The organism is Paraburkholderia largidicola (genome assembly GCF_013426895.1).
Classification (GTDB): domain Bacteria; phylum Pseudomonadota; class Gammaproteobacteria; order Burkholderiales; family Burkholderiaceae; genus Paraburkholderia; species Paraburkholderia largidicola.
The window spans coordinates 2,141,303-2,163,615 of sequence record NZ_AP023176.1 but is presented as its reverse complement, the minus strand read 5'-3'; the positions used below and the strand labels follow the sequence as shown (position 1 = coordinate 2,163,615).

Sequence of the window (22,313 nt, the reverse complement as noted above, 5' to 3'; positions counted from 1 at the left end):
AACGCGCACGCATCAGGCTCGCACTGCACGCGTTATTGCGGCAGCGCGTAGGCGATCACATAGTCGCCGCGATCGGGCGACTGGCGCGCGCCACCCGCCGATATCACGATGTACTGCCTGCCGTTGAGCACATAGCTCATCGGCGTGCCCTGGCTACCCACGGGGAGCCGTGCCTTCCACACTTCCTTGCCCGTCGAACTATCGAATGCGCGCAGGTAGTAGTCTTGCGTCGCGGCGAAGAACACGAGGCCGCCGCCCGTGCTGAGCGACCCGCCGATGGTCGGCATGCCGATCGGCGTGGGCATATGCATCTGCACGCCCCACAGACGCGTGTCGCGCACCGTGCCGAGCGGGACCTGCCACGCGATGCTGCGCGTTTTCAGATCGATCGCCGTCAGGCTGCCGAACGGCGGCTTCTGGCACGGAATGCCGAGCGGCGAGAAGAAGCGGTCCTTCGTCACCGAATACGGCGTGCCGCCGAGCGGTACTGCGCCCATCCCCGCGTTCACCGCCTCATTGCCGTTCGACGTGCCGCCCTTGCGCTCTTCCTTGACGAGATGAACCCACAGCCCGAGGCGCATGTCGTTCACGAAGATCATGCCCGCGTTCGGGTCGTACGACAGACCGCCCCAGTTCATGCCGCCGAGCGAGCCGGGGAAGCTCAGCGACGTGTCGGTATCCGGCGCGGTGAACAGGCCGTCGTAGCGCATGCCGTGGAAGATGATGCGGCACATCATCTGGTCGACGGGCGTCACGCCCCACATGTCGGCGCCCTTCAGCACATCGGCGCCGATCTGCGGCATGCCGACCGACAACGGCTGGGTCTTCGCATACGGCTCGCCTGGAATCGTCGCGGACTTGACCGGCTGTTCGATGACCTTCGTCAGCGGCTTGCCCGTCAGGCGATCGAGCACGAACAACTGCCCCATCTTCGTGCCGACGATCAGCGCCGGCACGGTCTTGCCGTCGACGGGGAAGTCGACGAGCGTCGGCTGCATCGGCACGTCGTAGTCCCACAGATCGTGATGGACCGTCTGGAAGTGCCACTTCTCTGCACCCGTCGTCGCGTCGAGTGCGAGAATCGAGGCGCCGTACGATTCGTCGAGCCTTGTGCGTTTCACGCCCCACAGGTCGATCGCCGCGCTGCCGACAGGCAGGTACACGGTGTTCGATGTGGCGTCGTACGACATCGGCGCCCACACGTTCGGCGTCGAGCGCACGAAGGTCTTGCCGGGCGCGGGCGCCTGTTTGTCCTGCGGGTTGCCCGGATCGAACGCCCACTTCATCGCGCCCGTCATCACGTCGAAGCCGCGCATCACGCCGCCGGGCATGTCGAGCGATACGTTATCCGCGACCCGTCCACCGACCACGACGGTCGTGCCTGCAACGGTCGGCGGCGACGTCAGTTCGTACAACGGGCTCGCCGCGTGGCCGAGGCCAGCCTTGAGATCGATCACGCCGTGATTGCCGAAGTCCTCGCACAGCTTGCCTGTGTCCGCGTCGAGCGCTACGAGTTGCGCGTCGATCGTGTTCATGTAGATGCGGCGACGGCAGGCGGCGTGTTGGTCCGGCGTTGCAACGGGCGTGACGGGTGTCGAACCGGCGACGCTCGGCTGCTGCACGGGTTTCGTCGCGTCGAAGTAGGCGAGGCCGCGGCAGCGTACCCAGACAGTCGTTCTGGTCGGGAATTCATGGCGCCATTTTTCGTGGCCATTCGCGGCGTCGAGCGCGATCACCGTGTTGTGCGGCGAGCACAGGAACAGCGTGTCGCCGATCTGCAGCGGCGTTTCCTGATCTTCCGCGCCGCCGCCCGCCGGGCTGATGGGCACGTCGCCCGTGTGGAAGGTCCACGCGACCTGCAGGTTCTTCACGTTGTTGCGGTCGATCTGCGTGGCGCCGGCAAAGCGGTCGCCGCCCGCCGAGTGGCCATACGCGGACCAGTCGCCGGTGCCGGCATCGGACTTCGCGTTGATTGCGCCGGACTCGCTGCCGAACGTGCCGTGCGGCACGAACATGCCGTACACGAACAGCGCATTGCACGCCAGCAGCACGAGGCCCGCGGTCCACGCGGCGCCCTTCGCCGGGTGTTTGCCCTGGAATCCGCGCAGCGCGGGATACACGGGCGCGAGCAACATGCCGATCATCGTGAACATGAAGATGCGCGCCTGCAGCGGCCAGAAGTCGAATCCGCTTTCCCAGATCGCCCACAGCACGGTCGCAACGATCACGAACGCGAAGATCACGCAGGCGCTCGATTTGCGTCGTGCCAGCTGGATGCCCGTCGCGCAGACGGCGAGGCCCATCAGCAGGTAGTACCAGGTGCCGCCGCGCGCGACGAGCAGCGCGCCGCCGATCGCGAAGTACAGGCCGAGCAGCAGGCCGAGCGCTCCGGCGAGCGTCAGGCCGACGCGGGCCGCCGTCGATAGTGGCTTAGTTTGAGGTTGCTTGGACATGGCTTGTCTTCATGGGTACGCAAAAATTGGGGCATGCAAAGCGCCACGGACCACGCGTTCGCGTGCAGCGGGCCGTGAGGTCGACGCGAGATCGCTTCCATCGTGATGGGGCTGGCTCGGGCGGCTGCTGGGTCGCGGGCTTGCGCCGTGACGAACAGCCAGTTCAGCGCGCTTCGGCATGCGCTACGAACGGCGCGAAGCCTGTTGGCACTGAGCCGTGGGCGTCGTTGCATTGCGCGCCGGGCGATGGCTGGGCGCGATGTGGGCAAATGCGCCCGAAAGTACGGCGCTAATTTTCACCTGACTAACTAGTTCGTACATTTTAACGCAAAATGCGCGGACACCCAAACCAAGGCAACATCACCCGCCGGACGGGCCGCCCTTCGATTTCCGGGAGCGGCGGGGAGAGGCGATTGTGACGATCGACCTTTGATGCGATGTCGATGAGCGGCGCTTACTGAAATTGCCTACTTCTGATTTACGCCATGTCAGGTCAATAAAGCTTTCGCTTTTTATGAACTGATTTGTGCAGACTTAACGTCAGGCAATCGTTTGCGGTCGATAAAAAGCGACAAATGAGTAATGCGATATTTTCAAGTCAGCTGTTTTCCAGTCGACATGGCGGGAGCTAAGACAACCCTTCGATTTCGCGCAAACGCCCGTCAAATAAGGTGATCTTGCAGTATTCCGGATAGCAAACGTTTGCATAAACGCGTATTGCAATGAACATCGCCAAAGAGTAGATCTTTTCCAAATTTCAATCAAACAATTGAATAGAGAAGGCGCGAAATTATTTCGCTAATCGTCTAAAGAAAGTACTCACTGTCACGCAAAGTACACAGAGAAATATTAGCGTGCAGGGTTTCTTCATCGACTGGCTCGCCTCGCCATGCATCCCGCGTTTTCACGGTTACGCCGTCCATCCGCACAGGGAGAACCACGCTCTGCGGGCGACCTGTGTCAGCAGGTTCCATCCGTCGACGCAGAAGATCCCAACTCGGTGGTCATGGAGATTTTCTCTTCGCGTCACGACATGAAGAGTCTCGCCGTGATCGAAGGCAATCGGCCGATCGGGCTGATCAATCGCGATATCTTCCTGTCGCAGATGAGCAAGCCTTTTCACCGCGAGCTTTACGACAAGAAGAGCTGCATCGCGTTCATGGACAAGGAGCCGCTCGTCGTCGACGCCGACATGAGCATCGAAGCGCTCACGTTCAAGACCGTCGAAGTCGGTGAAAAGGCGCTGGTGGATGGCTTCATCGTGACGCGCGACGGTTACTTCGCGGGACTCGGAAGCGGCTTGCAGCTGCTGGGCGCCGTAGCCGAAATGCAGGCGGAGAGAAATCGCCAGATCATGCAGAGCATCGAGTACGCGAGCGTGATCCAGCGCGCGATGCTGCGCGCGTCGAGAGACACGCTGGCCGCGAGGCTGCCCGATGCCGCGCTCGTATGGGAACCGCGCGATGTGGTTGGCGGGGACTTTTATCATTTGGCGGCATTCCCGCACGGCTGGTTCGGTGCCGCCGCCGACTGTACCGGTCACGGCGTGCCGGGCGCATTCATGACGCTGCTCGCATCGGCGTCGCTGTCGCAGGCACTCGAGCAGATCGGACCGCGCGACCCTGCTGCCTTGCTCGCGGCAGTCAACCGCAACGTGAAGAGTTTGCTGGGTCAGGTGCACAGCGCAGCCGAAGTCTCGCAATCGGATGACGGTCTGGACGCTGCATTTTTCTGGTTCGATGCGCGGGAAAGCGAGCTGCATTTCGCGGGCGCGAGGATCGCTCTGCATATTCTCCCGCCGGACGCGGACCAGTTCGAAACGATCGCGGGTGACCGGATGGGTGTCGGCTATGTCGACAGTCTTGCCGACTATGAATGGAAGTTGCGCAAGCTTTCCGTGCCGCCCGGCAGCCTGCTGTTCATTTGCACCGACGGTCTGATCGATCAGATTGGCGGCCCGAAAAATATCGCTTTCGGACGCCGTCGCGCGTTGGACCTGATTCTCGCGAACCGTGCCGAAGCACCGTCGGCAATCTGCGAACAACTGCGGCAGGCGCTCGCCGAATGGCAAGGCGCGCAACCACGCCGCGATGACCTCACCCTGTTTTGTGCCCGCATTACCGACCAATAAGCATGTCTCAACTACTCGATCAAGACAGCGCCTTTTTCGATCTGGCGCAGCGGCGAAACGTCCTCTTCTATCACAAGGGTTATTTTTCTCATAACATCGTGGCCGCCATGGGCGAGGTCGTCAAACTGCAACTGGAAATCGCTGGCGTGAGCGGTCCGACGCGCCGCAAGCTGTTCTCATCGTTCGTCGAACTGTCGCAGAACATCGTCCACTATTCGTCCGATTCCCTTCAACCCGGCAACGACGGCGGCGGGTCCATTCGCGAAGGCGCGGTGTGCATCACCACCGACGGCGAAAGGCATCTGATGATGTGTGTCAATCCCATCTCGGCGGAAGACGTCGAGGGTCTGCGCAACAAGCTGGAACCGTTGCGCAGCATGTCGGTGGAAGAGATCAAGCAGGCCTACAAGGTCACCTTGAGAGCCGACACGCCCGAGGAAAGCAAGGGCGCGGGCCTGGGCTTCCTGACGATGGCGCGCGACGCGAGCGCGCCGCTTGAATTCGCTTTTCATCCGCGTGCTGACGAACCCGGAACCACGCTGTTTTGCCTTAAAGCCATCATCTGAGTAAAAGGCGCACGAGCTATGGACAATCTCTACATTGCCGCTACGGCGACGTCTCCGGAAGTCGACTTTCGGTTCGACCAGCATTCGCTGCTGCTCAGGGGCGAGTCGTACCCCGAGAATGCAGCCGCGTTCTACGCGCCCATCATCGAACAGTTGCGTCAGTACCTCGCGGAATCGGTCGGCGCGGTGATTACCGTCGACGTCGTTCTCACTTACTTCAACAGCTCTAGCACGAAGATGCTGTTCAGCGTGTTCGATGCACTCGATGAAGCCGCGCAGTCCGGCAGCCGCGTGCTGATGAACTGGTATCGCGACGAAGAAGACGAAACGATTGCCGAATTCGGCGAAGAACTGAAGGCCGATTTCCACGCGATCGAATTCACCGATCGCCCCGTCGCTCACCAGGGACAATAAGGTGCCGCGGATATCCTCCCTGGATGCGCCTGCAAACGATGCGCCCGATCTGTTCCAGAACGAGAACGAGGCGCTCGACAAGGCGCGCGCGATCCATGCGGCGGCCGATGCGGATGCGGGCGATTACCGCCAGTCGCTTGGCGAGCTGATTGGGCATTTCGAGCGCCTGATGCGTGAGACGCGGCGCCTGATCGGCCGCAGCGACCGCGCCGAACGCGAGATGCAGGCGTTGACGCAGCAACTGGCGCATCGCGCGACTCACGACGCGCTGACGGGCGTACTCAACCGCAGTGCAGTGATCGAGCGGGCGTCGAAGGCCCTGCGTCACGACAGCGCGGTCATGATCATTCTCGATATCGACGAGTTCAAGCGGGTCAACGACGATTTCGGTCATCCGGCAGGCGATGCCGTCATCACGGGGATCGTCGCCTGTCTGCGGCGCATCGTCGGCGAGCGGGGCGTTATCGGACGGGTGGGCGGCGAAGAATTCACCGTGCTGCTGCCGGGGTACGAAGTGGCCGATGCGCTGCGGCAAGCCGACAACATGCGCGAAGCGATCGGCAAGCATGTCTTTGCGTCGCCCGTGGACCGTCGCATCACGGCCAGCTTTGGCGTCAGCGCAAACCCTGCTGGCACCAGTTTCGACACCGCGTATGGCCTCGCGGACGCGGCGCTCTATCGCGCCAAGCGTGGCGGGCGGAACCGGGTGGAATTTGCGAATCCGTAAAGCTGCGCGTTCGGCTGCTGCTACGTCAATGCGGGTTGCAGATAGCCGGTCAGAATCAGCGCAGTCTGCACAGCGCCGAACAGCACGATAACGAGTGCGCCCGTGACAGCGACAACGCGCTTCGTCGCTTCGATCCGCGAGCGAAGGCGAACGCTGCGCGCCATGATGAAACGGTTCGCGCCCACGGCGCCGAGGCCGAACAGCGTAACGGTCACCGCCACGCCCGCACCGATCGCAAACGTTGCCGCGATGCCTATCCACGGCGCGTGCGCTGCGACCGACGCAATCAATACGAAGATCGACCCGACGCATGGCCGCACGCCCGATGCAAAGCCAGTCGCGAGGATCTGCGACGTCACCGAAAACTTCGATCTCCCGAAGCGCGTCGTGCGACCGGACTGCCGCATGTGCAGTTGCAGTTTCGTGCCGAGGTAAGCAGGTTCATGCACGGACGTCTGCGACGATGCTGTAGAACGCTCAGCAGGCACGAGCTTCAGCGCGCGAGGATCGACGCAGCAGTCACGACGCCCGAGCGTGCTGTAGATCGTCCAACCGCCTGCGACGCACAGCAGAACATAGCTGACGATATCGAGCGAAGCTGCGTTCGACAACACGCTCGAGACGCCCGCCTTCGCAAACCATACCGCGCCGAACACGAGCACGATCGCGCTCATCGCCTGTACGGCTGCGCTCCAGCTCGCCAGCGCAACGGCCTGCGCGATGCGCGTGTCACGCGAGCCGAGCCACGTGCCGGCGACCAGCTTGCCATGTCCGGGCCCGATCGCATGCAGCACGCCGTAGGCGAACGCGAGGCCGATCAACGCGAGCCATGTCCAGGGTGTCGATGTGCGATGCAACTGTTGCGCGGCGTCGGCGATGCGCGCGTTGAGTTTGCCTTGCCAGATGATCGACGTCGCCAGCGCCGTGCGTGCGAACTCGGGGAGCACGAACGTGGGGTGGGTTTCGCTGGCAGCGGGCGTACTCGCCGGAATTGCGCTTTCCGCCGGTGAAGAAGACGATTGAACGGGCCGCCCGAAAACATCGACAGCGGCCGATGCTGCATGCGACGGCGCAGCCAGCGCGAAACCTGCGACTGCCAAGCAAACCGCAAACAGGATGCGCAGCAGCCTGCGTTCGAGCTTCAGCATGATATGGCCGTCGCTTGTGGCACGACGATGCCGTTGAAGATCGGATGCGCACGATCCTGAAAGGGTTTCGCCGCGCAGCTCGATGCGGCGTGTCCCTCTATCGTCACGGCGGTTGCGCCGTCCGGTTCGTAATCGACGAAGAACGAGTCGTCCCAGATGCCGAGCGACACCTTATGGGCGCTCACATCGACCGGTTTTTTCAGCGCTAGCGTAAAGGTGTAGACGAGCTTGCCATGATCGACCGACACGCGAAAACCCATGGGATCGCCTAAACGCTGCGCCTCGCCGTCGACGAAAAGATGAGTGAAGTACTGAGCGCCCGCGAGCGATGAAAATGCCTGATCACGGAAGATGGCGGTCTGCTTCGCGTCGAGCGGCCCGTTGTCGGGCAACGTGTCGATGCCTACGAGCTGGACTGGAAAGCCTTCTGAAAAGCGCCACATTTGCGCGATCGAAATGACGGACGTGCCTTGCATCTGCACGCGCGCCGAAAACCGTGTCCATACGTGCGGATGCGCGGCAGCTACCCCGGATGCGACGAATAGGGCGACGCCGATGAGCCGACTGATGACAGAAAGATTCAACATCGCTTTTGATTGTTAATTCCACGATGACACGCCGGCATGTCTCGAACGACTGTTGAGCATGCCGTTGCTTTCTTTCAGGAGTAAGGCGGTAGCGCGAGAAAGCGCGTCATTGTCGCATGAGCGGTTGCGGGACGCTCGCCGCAGCGTGGGATTGGCAGAGCGTGTCATCATGCGTGACAATCGTCGCCATCCGTCGATGTCTGTCATGAGGAGCCGTCATGTCGATACTGATCTTGGGCTTGCTGCTATTCCTGGGCGGACATTCCGTCCGCATCTTCGCGGAAGACTGGCGCAAGGCGCGCATCGCGCGGATGGGCGAGAAGAACTGGAAGTCGGCGTATTCGGTGGTGTCGCTGATCGGCTTCGTGCTGATCATCTGGGGCTATGGCATTGCGCGGCGAGAGCCAACCGTGCTCTGGTCGCCGCCCCTATGGGCGCCGCATCTCGCGGGCCTGTTGACGCTTGCCGCATTCATTCTGTTGCCCGCTGCTCATGCACCGGGCAACCACTTCAAGGCAATCTTCAGGCATCCGATGACGCTCGGCGTCGCGCTCTGGGCGTTGGCGCATCTGCTGGCGAACGGGACGTTGAACGCGCTCGTGCTGTTCGGCGCGTTCCTCGTTTGGGCGGTCTTGGATTTTGCCGCTGCGCTTCGGCGGGATCGTGTGGAAGGCGTGGTCTACTCGAGTGGCGCGTTGTCACGCGATGTAATGCCCGTCGTTGCCGGTGTGATCCTCTGGGTTGCCTTCGCATTCTTGCTGCACGGCTGGCTGATTGGCGTGAAGCCTTTCGGTTGAAGCGCTGCGGAAAGACTTACGGCCGCAGATCGGCCAGCATCTGCTCTGCGAGAAAATCGCACGGCGGCCGCGCTGAACGCGCGCTACGGGCAAGAACGACTTCGAGCGCACCCAGCGGCGGCAGGTCTTCCGCTTCGCCAAGTTGCGCAAGATGCGCCGGGACACTGCAACGCGCGAGCGGCGCGACTGCGAGACCTGCCTCGACCATGCAGATCAGCCCTAGAAGACTAGGGCTTTCATACGACATCCGGTACTTGATATTGGCCTGTTGCAGCGCGCCGATCGCGTGCGCGCGTGCCGTGCTGCCTGGCGCAAACACGGCAATCGGCAGCGGGCGTTCTTTCCATATCTGCTGATTGCCGCGCGCGGCGGCCCACACCATTGGCTCCGAACGGATCGGTTCGCCTGTGATTCCGCGCGTCTTGGTGATGCACGCCAGATCGAGCGTATTGTCCTTGAGCAAGGGAACGAGCGCGCTGCTCGGCATGCCGAGCACGCGCACCTGCACGCGCGGGTGCGCGACCGCGAATTTTCGTAACACGGTTGGCAGCAGCGACGATGCGTAATCGTCCGGTACGCCGATCGTGACGCGGCCGCGTATCTCCGGACGCACCACCGACGACCACGCTTCTTCGCGCATCGCCAGCATGCGCCGGCCGTAATCGATCAGCGTCCTGCCTTCTTCCGTCAAGGCGACGTTGCGCGTCGTCCGCACGAAGAGCGGCTTGCCGAGCGCTTCTTCGATGGTCTTGATCTGCATGCTCACAGCGGAAGGCGTGCGATGCAGGGACGTCGCGGCACGCGCAAACGAGCCGGTGTCAGCCACGGCGACGACCATTTCCAGAACGTCGAGATCGAGCTTTTTCATCAGTCAGAAAAATTAAAGAATTCATTCAGTTTAAATCGTTTTACTTAGCTGTCGTGCGCTCCGATACTGCAATCGCGATAGGCATCACGGACGTGACGAGGTAGCGCATGAGAACGATGGTCGAATTCATTACGTTGGGCGGCATGCTGGCCGTGACGCCCGGTCCCAACATGGTCTACGTGATGATGCGTTCGGTCGCGCAGGGCACGAAAGCGGGGCTGATCTCGCTGGCGGGCGTGATGCTCGGCTATCTGACGTACATGTTCGGCGCAGCGTTCGGCATCACCACGCTGTTTCTTGCGATACCCGGTGCAGGCCGCATTCTCGCCGTATGCGGCGCGCTGTACCTGCTTTATCTGGCGTGGCAGATGCTCCGGCCGGGCGGGCGTTCGCCGTTGCAGATCGAGGCGGCGTCGATCGAAAGGCCGCGCCGGCTGTTCGCGATGGGCGCGACGACGAGCCTGCTGAACCCGAAGCTCGCGCTGATCTTCCTGTCGTTATTGCCGCAATTCATCGACTATCGCGCGGGCGGCGTGTTCAGGCAGTCGCTGACGCTGGGCTTTTCGCTGATCTTCGCGTTCGCTTCCGTGAATACGGCCGTGGCGGCATTCTCGGGCAATCTCGCGAGGTTTCTTTCGACGCGGCCCAACTGGCTCGGTGTTCAGCGCTGCGTGATGGGCGCGATGCTGTTCGCGCTCGGCGCGAAGATGGCGCTGGATGCGTGGCACTGGAGTCTGTCCGCGTGATGCCTCGCCACCGCTAGCGGACCTCCGCTTCCTGCCGATGCCGGACGCGATAGCGGCCAGGACTGACGCCTGTTGTGCGTTTGAACGCGATGCTGAACGCGGTATCGGACAGATAGCCGATCTTCCCGGCGATCAGAAGCAAAGGTTCGTCCGACTGTTTCAGCGCGCTCATTGCAATCGTCATGCGCCATTGATGCAGATACTCGAGCGGCGCGCTCCCGACGAGCTGCCGGAACCGCGATGCAAACGCCGTCCGCGACATCCCCACATTCGCAGCGAGCGACTCGACGGTCCAGCGCTGTTGCGGCGAGCCGTGCATCAGCGAGAGCGCCGCGCCGATCTTGTTGTCCGATAAGGCATTGAGCCAACCATCCGGCACGTCGCCGCGCTCGATGAACGCCCGCAGCGCCTGCACCAGCACGAGCGTGGCGAGACTCGTCCTGGCAACGTCCGACCCCGGCTTCACGAAGGCTGTTTCGGCGCCAAGCAGCGCGAGCACATGCGACAGCGCGTGGGCCGAGACATCGGCCGCTTTCAGATGCACGATGGGCGGCAAGTGCTGCAGCAAGAGTCCCGTCACGTCGTTGTCGAACACGAACCGTCCGCTCGCAAGCTCGATCGGGCCGGTGGCGCCTTTGCCGCGAAAGCGCACGACGCCATCCGCGCCGCGAATCGACCGATAGGTGGCGGGGCCGTCGAGCGGCGGGCAATCGGGAACGCTCGCGGAGCAAAACGGCTGGCCGTTGGTCAGCAGATAGAAATCGCCTTGCTCGATGATGTGCAGCCCGTCCTGCCCCGCCATTCGCAGATAGAGCCGTCCGCGCAGCACCGTGCCGAACTTCAGGTGCTGGTACGCCGGGAAACTGAACGCCCATGCGCCGCTTCCTTCGAAACGGTCTGACACGCCGCTGCGCACTCTGAGCATCGACAGCACTTCGGACAATGCGTCCATCAATGTACGCTCGATAAGAAAAACCGGTCAGTTGATTATAGGTAGAACGCCATTCCCGCGCGATGATGGTCGGGTTGCGCCGCGTGGCGCGCGTTGAAACCGGGAGCGATCCGATGAAAGCATGGCAGCTCGACCGATTGGGCGGCACCTTGAGGATGATCGATGCGCCCGTGCCCGCACCGAGGCCCGGCGGCGTCGTGGTGCGGATGCAGGCGTCCGCGATGATGTCGTACATGCGCGACTACGTAGCGGGCAAGCTGCCCGTCTATCACGCGCCCGACCATCCGTTCGTTCCGGGCGGAAACGGCGTGGGCGTCGTGCACGCGGTCGGCGGCGATGTGTGGCACCTGAAGCCGGGACAGCGCGTGGTCGTGTCGTCGCATTTCGTTGCGAACGAGAACGTCGCCGATCCCGCGCAAATACTCGTCGGCATCACGGCCACCCAGGCCGACAGTTACGCGATGCAGGCGGACTGGCCCAACGGCACGCTTGCCGACTACGCGCTGCTGCCCGCCGCGACGTTGACGCCCGCCGATGCCGTCGCGGACCTGCCCGCAGCGCAGCTTGCAGTGGCGATGCGTTATGTCGTGCCATTCGGCGGCCTGTTGCGCGGCCGGCTTGCAGCGGGCGAGACGATCGTGGTGTCGGGCGCGACGGGCGCCTATGGGTCGGCGGCGGCGTTGCTGGCGTTGGCACTGGGCGCGGCATGCGTCGTCGCCGTGGGCCGCAATGCTTGCGCGCTGGACGAACTCGTGGCGGCGGGCGGCGGCCGTTTGGTGCCCGTCGTGGCGACAGGCGATGCAGCAGCCGATACCGAGGCGATCCGTTCCGCCTGTGCAGGCCGCGCCGACATCGCGTTCGATATGGTCGGAAACGCCAGCGATCCGAACCTGACGCTGTCGGCGTTGCGCAGCTTGCGGCGCGGCGGAAGGCTGGTGCTGATGGGCAGCATGTGCGTGGATCTGCCGTTGCCCTATACAGAGGTGATGCTGAATGACTGGGAGATTCTCGGCCAGTTCATGTATCCGCGCGACGCGTGGCGACGGCTGCTGACGCTGGTGAGCGCGGGCATGCTCGACCTGCGCGCGATTCGTGCCGTCGAATTCGCCATGAACGATGTCCCGTCAGCCATCGAGCGTGCCGCCAGCGCGTCGGGCCTCGAATGCATTGTCGTCGATCATCAGAGGTGAGCGATGCCGGTTCTGAGGACGATGCCGTAGCGGGCAGAAACGTGACCGTGCGGCATCCCGACGGGTTAGTCGTCGAATACTTCGAGCCCGCGAGAAGCGCGGGCGCGTGAAGCCTGGCGATCTCGCTTGGAAAAAAATCGGCGGTTGGTCTATTATGGACAAAAGTGTCCATGTGAGACTTCGCAGTCTCCGGTGATGAACGTGGACGTTTTCGACCAACCTTTGGAAAGGGGCGAGATCGACGTGACGGTACGCAAAGAGACGACAGAACTGCCGCAGGTTGCGCCCGGCGCGGCGCATCAGTTGATCCGGTACACATTCGACGGGTCAGGCGAGACGCCACGCAGCGCCTATATTCAGGCGGGCTTGCATGCCGACGAGCATCCCGGTCTGCTTGTCGTGCATCATCTGCTGCGCATGCTCGCGGCGCTCGATAAAGACGGGCGCATCAAAGGGCGCGTGGTCGTGTTGCCGTTTGCGAATCCGATCGGAATGAGCCAGCGCATTTTCGGCATGCCGACGGGGCGCTTCAATCTCGAGAACGGCGAAAACTTCAATCGCCACTTTCCGTCGATTGGCGGCGCAGTCGAACAGGCGCTGGGCGACACGCGCTACGAGCGCAACGACGTCGTGCAATTCAAGTCGCTGTTCGACAGGCTGCTGGCCGCGCACGAGCCGCGCGATCCCGTGCGGGCAATGAAATCGCATCTGCTGCGCGAAGCGTTGCGGCACGACATCCTGCTGGATCTGCATTGCGATACGAGCGGCATCCTGCATCTGTACAGCACCCGCGCGCAACAGCCGCGCGCGCTGCGGCTCGCGAAAGCGCTGCGGATCGAAGCCGTGTTTCTCGAAGATCGCGCGGGCGGCGGACCGTTCGATGAAGCCTTCATGGAGCCATGGAACGCGCTGTCGTCGGCGGGTCTGGTCGATGCGGATCACTGCGGCTTTGGGGCGTCCATCGAGTTGCGAGGCCAGGCCGATGTCAGCGACGAGCTTGCAATCGCGGATGCGCGGGGCATCCTGCGCTTTCTCGCCGCGGAGTCGATCGTCGATTACGACGAACGCGATACGGATGATGCAGTCGATCCGCGCATCTATCCTCTTGAAGGCGTCTCGCATGTGAGCGCGCCCTCGACGGGCATTGTCGTGTATCGGAAGAAACCGGGCGATGCCGTTGCGCGCGGCGATGCGATCGCGGAGATCGTGCGTATCGATGCACCGCCGGATACGCCGCGCGACGTCGTGCTCAGCAATGTCGACGGCATCTTCGTCGTCGCGCAGCATTTCAAGCTCGTGAAAGCGGGGCAGCGTATCGCGCTGCTCGCCGGCATGACGCCGTTGCCGGGCCGCACGGCCGGCAATCTGTTGAACGATTTCTAAAGGGCCTGACGATGGACGATCTTTACCAACGCATTCTCGACGCGCACCAAGCACTCAGACCACAAGTGCGCGTGACGCCGCTTGAACACAGCGCGCTGCTGTCGGAGCAGACAGGTTGCGACGTCTATCTGAAGTGCGAGCATCTGCAGCACACGGGGTCGTTCAAGTTTCGCGGCGCGTCGAACAAACTGCGGCTGCTCGGTGCCGACGTTCGACGCCGCGGTGTCGCGACCGTATCGACAGGCAATCACGGCCAGGGCGTGGCGCTCGCGGGCAAGCTTGCTGGCGTGCCCGTGACGGTCTATGCATCGGTGTCCGCTTCGCCCGTCAAGCTGAACGCGATCCGTGCGCTCGGTGCATCGGTCGTGACCATCGACGCATCCACGCTGGAAGTGGAACTCGAAGCGGCGCGGCGCGCAAAAGAAGCCGGGCTGCCATTCGTCTCGCCGTACAACGACATCGACGTGATTGCCGGGCAGGGCACCATCGGCGTCGAACTGAGTGAGCAACATCCCGATCTTGCGGCGGTGTTCGCATCGGTGGGCGGCGGCGGACTGATTTCGGGCATCGGTTCAGCGATCAAGGCGACGAGTGCGAGCACGGACGTGGTGGGATGCTGGCCCGCGAATGCGACGACGCTCTATCGCTGCATGCAGGCTGGCAAGGTCATCGACGTCGAGGAAACGGACACGATTTCAGACGGCACGGCGGGCGGCGTGGAGCCGGGTACGATCACCCTGCCGATTGCGCAGCGGGTGATCGACCGGTGTGTGCTGGTCAGCGAAGACGAAATCAAGGCGGCAATGAAACGGCTCGCGCAAACGGACCGCTGGATGATCGAGGGCGCGGCGGGTGTCGCGCTTGCGAGTTTCCTGCAGGTTGCGCCCTCGTATCGTGGCCGCGCAGTTGCCGTGGTGCTGTGCGGCCGGAACATCATGCTCGACAAGTTCGTGGCAGCCGTGCAGTGAAGTGACGTGCTGGACGCTTCACGCGGCAAGCCTTTATCACGAAGTGGCTTTATCGGCGGCGACCTTCTCTGCCGCGATCATCGTGGATTCGAATGCCGTGAACTCGGCGGTGCTCACCGTTCCGTCGCCATTGCCGTCCATCCGCTTTAGCAGCGATTGCGCTGTCGGATCACTGGGCGTACTCGCCGTGTGGTTCACGGCGCTCAACCACTCAGCGTTCGACAGCGACCCGTCGTGATCGTTATCGAGCGCGGCGAAGAGGTTGTCCGCATCGGTTTTGTTGTCACCGAATTCGGCGAGTACTGTTTCGAAGTCCGACTGCGAAATGTATCCATTCGCTTTTCCGTCTCTTCCTTCGATCGTGGATTGGGCGAACGGCAGGCGGCTTTTGATCGCCGCGCTAATCTGCTGAATGTAGTCGGCGTCCGACTCGCCGGGCGCGCGCGACGTGTTCAATCCCACGAGGCTGACTGTCGCAACGGACACGCCGGTGGTCTTGAATTCGGCGAGAGCCTGCGCATCCGGACTGAACGTCACCTGTGTCGATGAGCTTGCAGCTGATGTCGACGGGGCTGCGGATGTCCCATCATTTGAAAACGTCGACGGCGTTTTGGGCTGTGGCTGAGTGACCGCTCTCTGGCTGCCGATTCCGGAAACTGACATGTACGACTCCATGATGATCCGGATGCTCTGTATCCGGGATTGAAGAGGATCCACCGCAGCGATGGAGTCCGGACTTTTTCAGAAATCGAGGTGGGTCATTCTTCAGAATAGAGGCAGGAAACGCCCCCAATCTTCGCCGGAATCGTAACTATGGTCGTCGAAGGCTTATGCAGTCAGGTCGTTTCCTCTCTGGATCTAAAGGTAGTTTTTATTAACGCTGAGGCAACTATTGGTATTCGAAGTCGAGGTTTAAGGAAACCGTTCCGACTAACGTTCTTTGGAAATACCTTCGCTCGCGACTTCCCGATTCAGGAGCGGATCGGGTCGTGTGTAAAGGATGAGAAACGCGCCCAGCAATCCCATTCGCACCAGAGCCGGAAGAAACACGGCGAGTGCCGCAAAGGCGAACAGCGCCAGCATGATCCACGCCCTGATCCATTGCACGCGGCGTCGGGCGAGAGTCGACGCATCGCGTGAAGGGTGCTGCCGGAAGCTTTCGTACATCAGGACCATGTAGGTCAGCTCGACAAGCAGGAAGACCGTTGCGTACGCCGTCAACGGCACACTTGCAACTCTGCTCGATGCCAGCCACGCCGTCGTGAAAGGGATAAAGGAGATCCAGAAAAGATTGGCGAAATTGGACCAGGCCAGCAAGCCTGTGAGAGAGGTCGCATGTTTGAACACGTGATGATGGTTCAACCACACGACGGCAATGAACGCATAACTCACCACGTAACTGATCAGATCCGGCCACAGTTCGAGCAAGGCGCTGCCATCGTTGCGCGTGGGGATTTTCAGCGCCAGCACCATGATCGTGATGATGACGGCAAAGATGCCGTCGGAGAGGGCGCTGAAACGGTCGAGGTTTTCATCCGGATCGTTCATGGCACGCGATTTTTTCTTTCAGCTTCATGACTCACTCCTTTCGATTGACGGAAGAAATGCGAGAAGCGGAACGGCGCGCTCAGTGAGTTTCAGGCGATAGAGCTTCGCCGATGTGACGAAGGCCAGCGTACTGGCTGGCATCCCTTCGGGAGGTTTCGATTATGCACCTGGACGCGTTGGGTGCGCGGGCAAGGGGATGGGTTCATCGGCCGACGCAAGCAGGCCGCTTATGCGCCGAAAGGGCAGGTGCTTGTTAGCAATGACGAGGGACATCGGCGCGCAACAACGCGAACTGCAGAAGATCGTGGTGAGTGCCATGCCAGTACCCGGCCTGACGCTGGTACCCCTCGCGGAGGAAGCCCAGCGTCTCTAGCGTACGAATGGACGGTGCATTTTGCGGGTGAACCTGGGCTTCGACGCGGTTTATCTGCATCGCTTCGAAACCGTAGTCGATCGTGGCATTCAGCGCTTCCGTCATGTAGCCGTTACCACGCGCAAACGGAGCCAGCTCATAGCCGATGACGCAGCTTCGCCAGTTCCGATTCCATCGGAAGAGTCCGCACGTGCCAAGGAAGGCGCCGTCCGATGGCCTCTCGATAGCCCAGCGGATGCCCGAGCCGCTATGCCGCCAGTCGGCGAATACCTGAATCAGTTTTTCCGCTTCAGCTGGATCGGTCATGGCATCGGTACCGAACCAGCGCATGTCTTCAGCGTCGTGATGGACCGCGTACAACGACGGTGCGTCGCTCGGCAAAAGCTCCCGAAGTAACAGTCGCGAAGTTGTCAGCGTTGGGAACGTGGTCATTTGTCGTGGCTTGCCCTGTTTGCCGGTTCTCGGAGGAACTCAAGCTGTTGCGCACCTTGTACCCAGCCTGACGCGTGCTAGCTGAAATAGCTGCGCGTTCTATCTCATGCCTTATCTACACCGAAGGTCCTTCGGCTTGCCGTCCCATCGCCACCAGTTTCCTGGCCACGACCATTGCAGTGTCATCGCCGCCCAGGTCGTGATCGAAGGAAATTTCAAGGGGACAGCCGCGAGCCATCGATAAACAAGCGGTATCGGGTTTCCAGTTTTATCGATCCTGGGAGCCTCGTCGCGACGACATCTGCGGTCCGGGCGCCAGATAGGCTGTGATCTGCCTTGAGATAGTACAGCTTCGTGTGGAGACAGGAGCGAGCGTGGTCCACGATGACGTGCTCGACACCGAGCGCGGCCAGTCCATCGGCGGCGTCCTGTTCTGTGTGCTTGTCGCTGGAGTAAAAGATGACGCGCGCTCCGCCATCTACGGCCTTCGTCGCAGGGACCTTTCGTGCCTATGACGGCCATGCGCAAACAGGCAGGCTTACCTTCGATGGGACGGGCGATCGCTATCGGCCTGCGAGCCTGAACTCCTCTATGCGGTCCCGGAGCGGCATCCTATGTATCGTGACAGCGGTGGTTCGCCTGACTGATGTACGGCGAACCACCGCATGGCGACGGCGTAGCCACGATTAGCACCGCCCCCTGCGCAATTGCAACGCCGGGTAGCTTTGCGCCCTGGTTGTCGATCTCAACTACTGCTATTTGACGGGCGAAGCGGTGCTGGGAGTCGCCAGCGTGTTGTTGACACCGTAAGCGCTGTTGGTGGGTGTCGAACTACTGCTTGTGCTCTGCGCGCTCGAGTTCGGCGAACCGGTGCCTGTACCGCTTTCCGAGTTGGCGCCGCCAGGCGTGCCATAGTCGCTGGTCGTCCTGGGGGCTGCTGGCGACACAGTGCTCGGGGTCGCCAGCGTGTTGTTGCTCTGCGCGTAAGCGCCGCCCGACAGCGTGAGTGCGGCGACGGCCGCGAGCAATGTGCTGCTTGTCCTGTTCATGATCTGCTCCTCCTTTTTGGATTGGAAATTCGTCGCAAACGATCCGTTTGTATTTCTCGCGCGAGACTACGTCCGCCTGAACCGTCGCTGACGACGGCACTTCGTTCAGGCGCCCGATGCCCTCTATGCCTCCTTCACATCATGCGTCCGAGCAATAAGGCCTCTCGGGCTGTTATTGCTCCGCATTGCGGACACACATTGCAACCTGCAGCCCGAAATTGGGCGCGTGGCAGCAGACAACAGTTTAGAAACGCTGTCTCTGATAATTAAGCGCATTATTCGCAAGGATCAATTTCGATTTTCGAGGTGACCTGCGATAGCTCCGAGGCTGCAACGCGTCACGCGATCCGGCCTGCGAAATCGTTCCAGTGTGAAATTCATGCGACAGGCTTACACCAACCCGCAGCAAGCCACTGCCCCGTTGTCCTGCCTGATGTATTGGTGCCAGATGGCACGCACGCTGCGCGTGTGAAAAACGCAGCGCAGCTCTTCAGCGGCGGCATAAAAAAGACGCTGGTCGCAATCGTCAAATCAACGAAAAGAGGCCAGAAAAAAGGTCTATTCGTGACGCGAGAGCACGCACATGGCCAATAGAATTTTGTTACGCACCGTCACGCGTCCGATACCTGTCGGAACGCACTCTCACATCGGATTTCCGGTTAATTCAGCATGACACGGCTTGCACGGCACTACGTCCCAGAACAACCGCAACACGTTATCTTGCAGGGGCTCACGGGGCCCGCATTCCTGGACGAAGGAGACTACCTGTATTTCCTCGCCTGCCTGGCAGACGCAGCGCGCGTCGCCGATCTGGCAGTCCACGCGTGGGTACTCATGCCTGACGCGGTACAGTTTCTCGTCACGCCTTCATATGAGTCGAGCGTGGCCATGGCGATGCAGGCGATCGGCCGTCGCTATGTCGAGACCTTCAATCGCCGCCATGGACGCCGCGGTACGGTGTGGCGCGGCGGGTACTGCGCAACAGTGATCGAGCCTGACCGGTATTTCCTGCTGGCGAGCCAGGTCATCGATCACGCGCCGGTGCGCAACCGCCTTGCGGCCGAGCCGGGAAGCTACCCGTGGTCGAGCTACACGCATCACATCGGGCTGCGTGTCGACCGCTTCATCAAGGATCATCCCCTCTACCGGGCGCTCGGCGATACGCCTTCCGATCGACACCAGGTTTACCGCGATCTGAGCGCACAGCCTCTTGACGAACTTGCTGTCGATAACCTGATGCAGTCGACGCTCAAGGGCTGGGTACTCGGCAGCGCTGCGTATTGCGAGTGGGCGGCGCAGACAGCGAACCGGCGTTTGATGCCTCTGCTGTTGCGCGACCGGCCGCCCAGGGATCGCACGACACGCGCCCTCGCACACGTGGACTAATCAATAGAAAAACAAGCAAGGAAACCTCCTTGCCTGTTTGAGAGGTGCCAGGTGGGGTCGGCGCGGTTCAAGCCGCTCGGCTGGTGTCGCAAATCGCCAGCCGGTTTCCACGCTGGCGTTACTGAAGCGCGCAGGGTTCAGGGTTGGCGTTTGCCGCGGCCACCAGCGGGTTTGCCAGCCGGCTTACGTGAAACTGCGGCTGGCTTGCTGGCGGGCTTGCTGCGTGGCTTTTGCACGCTGAATGGGCTACCGCTGGAGAAGCTTGTGCCTTTATCCGCGGCCACAGCGCGTTGCGCCGCAGGCTTGTGTTTGTTTTCGCCACTTTGCGGGCGCGGCTTGTTGCTGGGCACCTGCATGGCGCCCGACGCTGCTTGCGGCACTTTCGGCTTCTTGGGCTTTTTGGGTTTCTTGATGATCTGGCCCGTCGCGCTGGTTTCGGGCACGCGGTGTTCGGCTTCAAAACCCGGCTCTTCTTCACGGGGCAGCGTTTGCCGGATCAACGCTTCGATCGCGGCCAGTTGCGGCGCTTCATCGGCACACACAAGGGACACCGCCACACCGCTGGCGCCCGCGCGGCCGGTACGACCAATACGGTGCACATAGTCTTGCGCCACGATCGGCAGATCAACGTTGATCACCAGCGGCAGGTCGTCGATATCCAGCCCGCGCGCAGCCACATCGGTAGCGACCAGCATATTGACTTCGCCCGTCTTGAAGCGCTCCAGCGCACGCATGCGAGCGGGTTGCGGCTTGTCGCCGTGGATGGTGTCGACCGCATAGCCCGCTTCATCCAGCATGGCCGCCAGGTAATCGACGCCATTGCGGGTTTTGACGAACACCAGTGCATGCTCCCATTTGTTCTCAGCCACCAGGTGCATGAAAAGGTCAGGCTTGTTCCTTTTATCTACCGGCACCACCCACTGCTTGATCTTGCTGGCCGTAGCATTGGGCGGGCTGACGCTGATATTGACCGGGCTGCGCAGAATGCCCGCCGCCATCGCGCGGATATCATCGGTAAACGTGGCAGAGAACAGCAACGTCTGGCGCTGAGTGGGCAAGGCAGCAAAGACGGCGTTGAGTTCGCGCGCGAAGCCCAGATCCAGCATGCGGTCGGCTTCATCCAGCACCAGCGTTTGCACCTGATCAAATTGCACGGCGTTCTGGCGATTGAGATCCAGCAAACGGCCCGGCGTCGCGACGAGCACATCCACGCCTTTGCGCAACTTCATCATCTGCGGGTTGATGCTCACGCCGCCGTAGGCGGCCAGAAATCGTAAGTCGAGGCCTTTGCCGTAAGCGACGAAACTTTGCAGGACCTGTTCAGCCAGTTCACGCGTGGGCACCAGCACCAGAACACGCGCGCGGTTGCTGGACACCGCAGGCCCATGTTGCACCAGCCGTTGCAAAAGCGGCAGCGCAAAACCCGCTGTTTTGCCAGTGCCCGTCTGCGCCGCAGCCATGACATCCTTGCCGCTGAGCACAGCAGGAATCGCCTTGACCTGCACCGGCGTCGGTGTCTGGTAATTGAGGTCCTGCACATTACGCAGCAAGGGATCGATCAGGCCGAGCGAGGCAAAAGACATGGACGTGTTCCGGGCTAAAACCGCAATTCTAGCGGGCACCGCGCTGATTGCACCGCGGAAATCAATGCTCGAATAGACCGGCGACGATTGCCGCTGAAAAACGTAGCGGTGCCGGGCGCCGCGCCAACGGTGGCGTCTCATGAAGCGAGATGAACATGGACAGTGCGGCAGAAAGCCGTCATCCGCTCAAGCGCCTTCGCTATTTCGCGGTCGTGGCCTGCAACACTTTCATCACTTCCGCCGCCGTATGTTCCGAATGTTCGCGCAGCAACCGGGCCAGGCGTGCGCCATCGCGCCTGGACAGCGCGTCCAGTATTTCACTGTGTTCGCCAAGAGACTCGGCCCAGCGGAGCACATCGGCATTGGCTGCGCCCCTCGCGCGGTGGATCTTGCTCATCAAGGACGCGTACATGTCGGATAGCACAGGATTGCTGGCGACATCGACGATCTGCTGATGCACTTTCTGGTTGGCGCGGTAGTAGGCCGTCCGCTTGCCCTCGCGGTGATAGGTTTCCATGGTGCGGTGGCGCTCCAGCAGTACCTTCATCTGCTTGTCGTCGATGCGCTGCGCGGCGAGCCGTCCGGCGGTTTCCTCCAGTCCATGCAGCACTTCGAAGATGGCGGCGATCTCGTCCCGATTGATCGGTGCGACCTGAAAGCCCATGTGCTGCCGGTGGGTCACGTGCCCCTCGGTCACCAGCGTTTTGAGCGCTTCGCGCAATGGCGTTCGGGAGATGTCGAACTGTTCGCACAGCGCTTTCTCGTCGATATGGTCGCCGGGCGGCAATTCACCTTCGAGAATCATCTCGCGCAACCGCTCCGCGATCGCCGCGTACATACCCGTGCCGCGCAGGCTGATGCGCTTGCGTGTTTCCGCTGGTAGTGACTTCATGTCCATGTCGCCTGTTTCCGTTTGTATCTTCCGTCTTTGCTTAATTGTCGTACAGGTTAGTCAGACTATCTACAAAAAATAAAACACAGCAAAATCAATGGATTGCAGCGCTTGTAATTC

Annotated in this window: 21 protein-coding genes; 10 read left to right on the top strand and 11 right to left on the bottom strand. The window is 61.6% G+C overall.

Annotation, left to right across the window (positions count from 1 at the left end; genetic code table 11):
* Positions 1-32: 32 nt before the first annotated feature.
* Complete coding sequence (locus tag PPGU16_RS38420; protein WP_180726023.1) at positions 33-2,453, bottom strand: membrane-bound PQQ-dependent dehydrogenase, glucose/quinate/shikimate family; 2,421 nt, start codon at positions 2,451-2,453, stop codon at positions 33-35.
* 889 nt (positions 2,454-3,342) lie between these two features.
* Here PPGU16_RS38420 and PPGU16_RS38415 point away from each other — a divergent pair.
* The 4 genes from PPGU16_RS38415 to PPGU16_RS38400 are packed head-to-tail and all read left to right on the top strand — an operon-like array spanning position 3,343 to position 6,291.
* Positions 3,343-4,584, top strand: coding sequence for a SpoIIE family protein phosphatase (locus PPGU16_RS38415; RefSeq protein WP_180726022.1), 1,242 nt, complete (start codon positions 3,343-3,345; stop codon positions 4,582-4,584).
* Positions 4,585-4,586: 2 nt separating this feature from the next.
* Entirely contained in the window at positions 4,587-5,150 is a 564-nt protein-coding gene (locus tag PPGU16_RS38410) for a SiaB family protein kinase (RefSeq protein WP_180726021.1), read from the top strand.
* Between the two features lie 18 nt (positions 5,151-5,168).
* The gene (locus PPGU16_RS38405; RefSeq protein ID WP_007578566.1) at positions 5,169-5,564 is read left to right on the top strand and encodes a DUF1987 domain-containing protein; all 396 of its coding nucleotides are present in this window, start codon (positions 5,169-5,171) and stop codon (positions 5,562-5,564) included.
* Position 5,565: 1 nt separating this feature from the next.
* On the top strand, positions 5,566-6,291 hold the full coding sequence (locus tag PPGU16_RS38400; RefSeq protein ID WP_180726020.1) for a GGDEF domain-containing protein: 726 nt from the start codon (positions 5,566-5,568) through the stop codon (positions 6,289-6,291).
* Between the two features lie 20 nt (positions 6,292-6,311).
* On the opposite strand, the gene PPGU16_RS38395 is transcribed toward PPGU16_RS38400, so the two are convergent.
* Both PPGU16_RS38395 and PPGU16_RS38390 read right to left on the bottom strand, forming a co-directional pair.
* Entirely contained in the window at positions 6,312-7,439 is a 1,128-nt protein-coding gene (locus PPGU16_RS38395) for a nickel/cobalt transporter (RefSeq protein WP_180726019.1), read from the bottom strand.
* Positions 7,433-8,026, bottom strand: a complete 594-nt coding sequence (locus PPGU16_RS38390) for a DUF1007 family protein (protein ID WP_180726018.1) — start codon at positions 8,024-8,026, stop codon at positions 7,433-7,435. Before PPGU16_RS38390 ends, PPGU16_RS38395 begins: the two co-directional genes overlap by 7 nt.
* Before the next feature lie 218 nt (positions 8,027-8,244).
* On the opposite strand from PPGU16_RS38390, the gene PPGU16_RS38385 reads away from it, so the two are divergent.
* Positions 8,245-8,823, top strand: coding sequence for an NnrU family protein (locus tag PPGU16_RS38385; protein ID WP_180726017.1), 579 nt, complete (start codon positions 8,245-8,247; stop codon positions 8,821-8,823).
* A 16-nt stretch (positions 8,824-8,839) separates the two neighbouring features.
* Here PPGU16_RS38385 and PPGU16_RS38380 read toward each other — a convergent pair whose 3' ends face one another.
* Positions 8,840-9,691, bottom strand: coding sequence for a LysR substrate-binding domain-containing protein (locus PPGU16_RS38380; protein ID WP_180726016.1), 852 nt, complete (start codon positions 9,689-9,691; stop codon positions 8,840-8,842).
* Between the two features lie 107 nt (positions 9,692-9,798).
* Between PPGU16_RS38380 and PPGU16_RS38375 the strand changes: the two genes are divergently transcribed.
* On the top strand, positions 9,799-10,437 hold the full coding sequence (locus PPGU16_RS38375) for a LysE family translocator (RefSeq protein ID WP_180726015.1): 639 nt from the start codon (positions 9,799-9,801) through the stop codon (positions 10,435-10,437).
* Positions 10,438-10,450: 13 nt separating this feature from the next.
* Here PPGU16_RS38375 and PPGU16_RS38370 read toward each other — a convergent pair whose 3' ends face one another.
* Complete coding sequence (locus tag PPGU16_RS38370) at positions 10,451-11,389, bottom strand: AraC family transcriptional regulator (RefSeq protein ID WP_180726014.1); 939 nt, start codon at positions 11,387-11,389, stop codon at positions 10,451-10,453.
* A gap of 113 nt (positions 11,390-11,502) precedes the next feature.
* Between PPGU16_RS38370 and PPGU16_RS38365 the strand changes: the two genes are divergently transcribed.
* From PPGU16_RS38365 to PPGU16_RS38355, 3 genes are all read left to right on the top strand, one after another.
* Positions 11,503-12,579, top strand: coding sequence for a zinc-binding dehydrogenase (locus tag PPGU16_RS38365; RefSeq protein ID WP_180726013.1), 1,077 nt, complete (start codon positions 11,503-11,505; stop codon positions 12,577-12,579).
* A gap of 243 nt (positions 12,580-12,822) precedes the next feature.
* Positions 12,823-13,962, top strand: a complete 1,140-nt coding sequence (locus PPGU16_RS38360; RefSeq protein WP_180726012.1) for a succinylglutamate desuccinylase/aspartoacylase family protein — start codon at positions 12,823-12,825, stop codon at positions 13,960-13,962.
* 11 nt (positions 13,963-13,973) lie between these two features.
* A complete protein-coding gene (locus tag PPGU16_RS38355; protein WP_180726011.1) occupies positions 13,974-14,930 on the top strand; it encodes a threonine/serine dehydratase in 957 nt (318 codons plus the stop codon).
* Between the two features lie 36 nt (positions 14,931-14,966).
* Here the strand turns inward: PPGU16_RS38355 and PPGU16_RS38350 are convergent, their stop codons facing one another.
* The 4 genes from PPGU16_RS38350 to PPGU16_RS38335 all read right to left on the bottom strand — a co-directional run bounded on the left by PPGU16_RS38350 (position 14,967) and on the right by PPGU16_RS38335 (position 18,332).
* Positions 14,967-15,467: an EF-hand domain-containing protein gene (locus PPGU16_RS38350; protein WP_180726010.1), complete on the bottom strand. Its 501-nt coding sequence runs from the start codon at positions 15,465-15,467 to the stop codon at positions 14,967-14,969.
* Positions 15,468-15,860: 393 nt separating this feature from the next.
* Entirely contained in the window at positions 15,861-16,478 is a 618-nt protein-coding gene (locus PPGU16_RS38345) for a TMEM175 family protein (RefSeq protein ID WP_180726009.1), read from the bottom strand.
* Positions 16,479-16,731: 253 nt separating this feature from the next.
* Positions 16,732-17,283 (bottom strand): GNAT family N-acetyltransferase, encoded by a 552-nt coding sequence (locus PPGU16_RS38340; RefSeq protein ID WP_180726008.1) that lies wholly within the window; start codon positions 17,281-17,283, stop codon positions 16,732-16,734.
* A gap of 755 nt (positions 17,284-18,038) precedes the next feature.
* Positions 18,039-18,332, bottom strand: coding sequence for a hypothetical protein (locus PPGU16_RS38335; RefSeq protein WP_180726007.1), 294 nt, complete (start codon positions 18,330-18,332; stop codon positions 18,039-18,041).
* A gap of 669 nt (positions 18,333-19,001) precedes the next feature.
* Between PPGU16_RS38335 and PPGU16_RS38330 the strand changes: the two genes are divergently transcribed.
* Positions 19,002-19,718 (top strand): transposase, encoded by a 717-nt coding sequence (locus PPGU16_RS38330; protein WP_180726006.1) that lies wholly within the window; start codon positions 19,002-19,004, stop codon positions 19,716-19,718.
* Positions 19,719-19,855: 137 nt separating this feature from the next.
* On the opposite strand, the gene PPGU16_RS38325 is transcribed toward PPGU16_RS38330, so the two are convergent.
* A complete protein-coding gene (locus tag PPGU16_RS38325) occupies positions 19,856-21,301 on the bottom strand; it encodes a DEAD/DEAH box helicase (RefSeq protein WP_180726005.1) in 1,446 nt (481 codons plus the stop codon).
* Positions 21,302-21,500: 199 nt separating this feature from the next.
* On the bottom strand, positions 21,501-22,199 hold the full coding sequence (locus tag PPGU16_RS38320; RefSeq protein WP_180726004.1) for a GntR family transcriptional regulator: 699 nt from the start codon (positions 22,197-22,199) through the stop codon (positions 21,501-21,503).
* Between the last annotated feature and the right edge of the window lie 114 nt (positions 22,200-22,313).

What these genes read in the sequence shown, in the direction of transcription:
- PPGU16_RS38420 (WP_180726023.1), bottom strand. Translation starts at nt 2,453, where the DNA reads ATGTCCAAGCAACCTCAAACTAAGCCACTATCGACGGCGGCCCGCGTC.
- PPGU16_RS38415 (WP_180726022.1), top strand. Translation starts at nt 3,343, where the DNA reads ATGCATCCCGCGTTTTCACGGTTACGCCGTCCATCCGCACAGGGAGAA.
- PPGU16_RS38410 (WP_180726021.1), top strand. Translation starts at nt 4,587, where the DNA reads ATGTCTCAACTACTCGATCAAGACAGCGCCTTTTTCGATCTGGCGCAG.
- PPGU16_RS38405 (WP_007578566.1), top strand. Translation starts at nt 5,169, where the DNA reads ATGGACAATCTCTACATTGCCGCTACGGCGACGTCTCCGGAAGTCGAC.
- PPGU16_RS38395 (WP_180726019.1), bottom strand. Translation starts at nt 7,439, where the DNA reads ATGCTGAAGCTCGAACGCAGGCTGCTGCGCATCCTGTTTGCGGTTTGC.
- PPGU16_RS38390 (WP_180726018.1), bottom strand. Translation starts at nt 8,026, where the DNA reads ATGTTGAATCTTTCTGTCATCAGTCGGCTCATCGGCGTCGCCCTATTC.
- PPGU16_RS38385 (WP_180726017.1), top strand. Translation starts at nt 8,245, where the DNA reads ATGTCGATACTGATCTTGGGCTTGCTGCTATTCCTGGGCGGACATTCC.
- PPGU16_RS38380 (WP_180726016.1), bottom strand. Translation starts at nt 9,691, where the DNA reads ATGAAAAAGCTCGATCTCGACGTTCTGGAAATGGTCGTCGCCGTGGCT.
- PPGU16_RS38375 (WP_180726015.1), top strand. Translation starts at nt 9,799, where the DNA reads ATGAGAACGATGGTCGAATTCATTACGTTGGGCGGCATGCTGGCCGTG.
- PPGU16_RS38370 (WP_180726014.1), bottom strand. Translation starts at nt 11,389, where the DNA reads ATGGACGCATTGTCCGAAGTGCTGTCGATGCTCAGAGTGCGCAGCGGC.
- PPGU16_RS38365 (WP_180726013.1), top strand. Translation starts at nt 11,503, where the DNA reads ATGAAAGCATGGCAGCTCGACCGATTGGGCGGCACCTTGAGGATGATC.
- PPGU16_RS38355 (WP_180726011.1), top strand. Translation starts at nt 13,974, where the DNA reads ATGGACGATCTTTACCAACGCATTCTCGACGCGCACCAAGCACTCAGA.
- PPGU16_RS38345 (WP_180726009.1), bottom strand. Translation starts at nt 16,478, where the DNA reads ATGAACGATCCGGATGAAAACCTCGACCGTTTCAGCGCCCTCTCCGAC.
- PPGU16_RS38340 (WP_180726008.1), bottom strand. Translation starts at nt 17,283, where the DNA reads ATGACCACGTTCCCAACGCTGACAACTTCGCGACTGTTACTTCGGGAG.
- PPGU16_RS38335 (WP_180726007.1), bottom strand. Translation starts at nt 18,332, where the DNA reads ATGAACAGGACAAGCAGCACATTGCTCGCGGCCGTCGCCGCACTCACG.
- PPGU16_RS38330 (WP_180726006.1), top strand. Translation starts at nt 19,002, where the DNA reads ATGACACGGCTTGCACGGCACTACGTCCCAGAACAACCGCAACACGTT.
- PPGU16_RS38325 (WP_180726005.1), bottom strand. Translation starts at nt 21,301, where the DNA reads ATGTCTTTTGCCTCGCTCGGCCTGATCGATCCCTTGCTGCGTAATGTG.
- PPGU16_RS38320 (WP_180726004.1), bottom strand. Translation starts at nt 22,199, where the DNA reads ATGGACATGAAGTCACTACCAGCGGAAACACGCAAGCGCATCAGCCTG.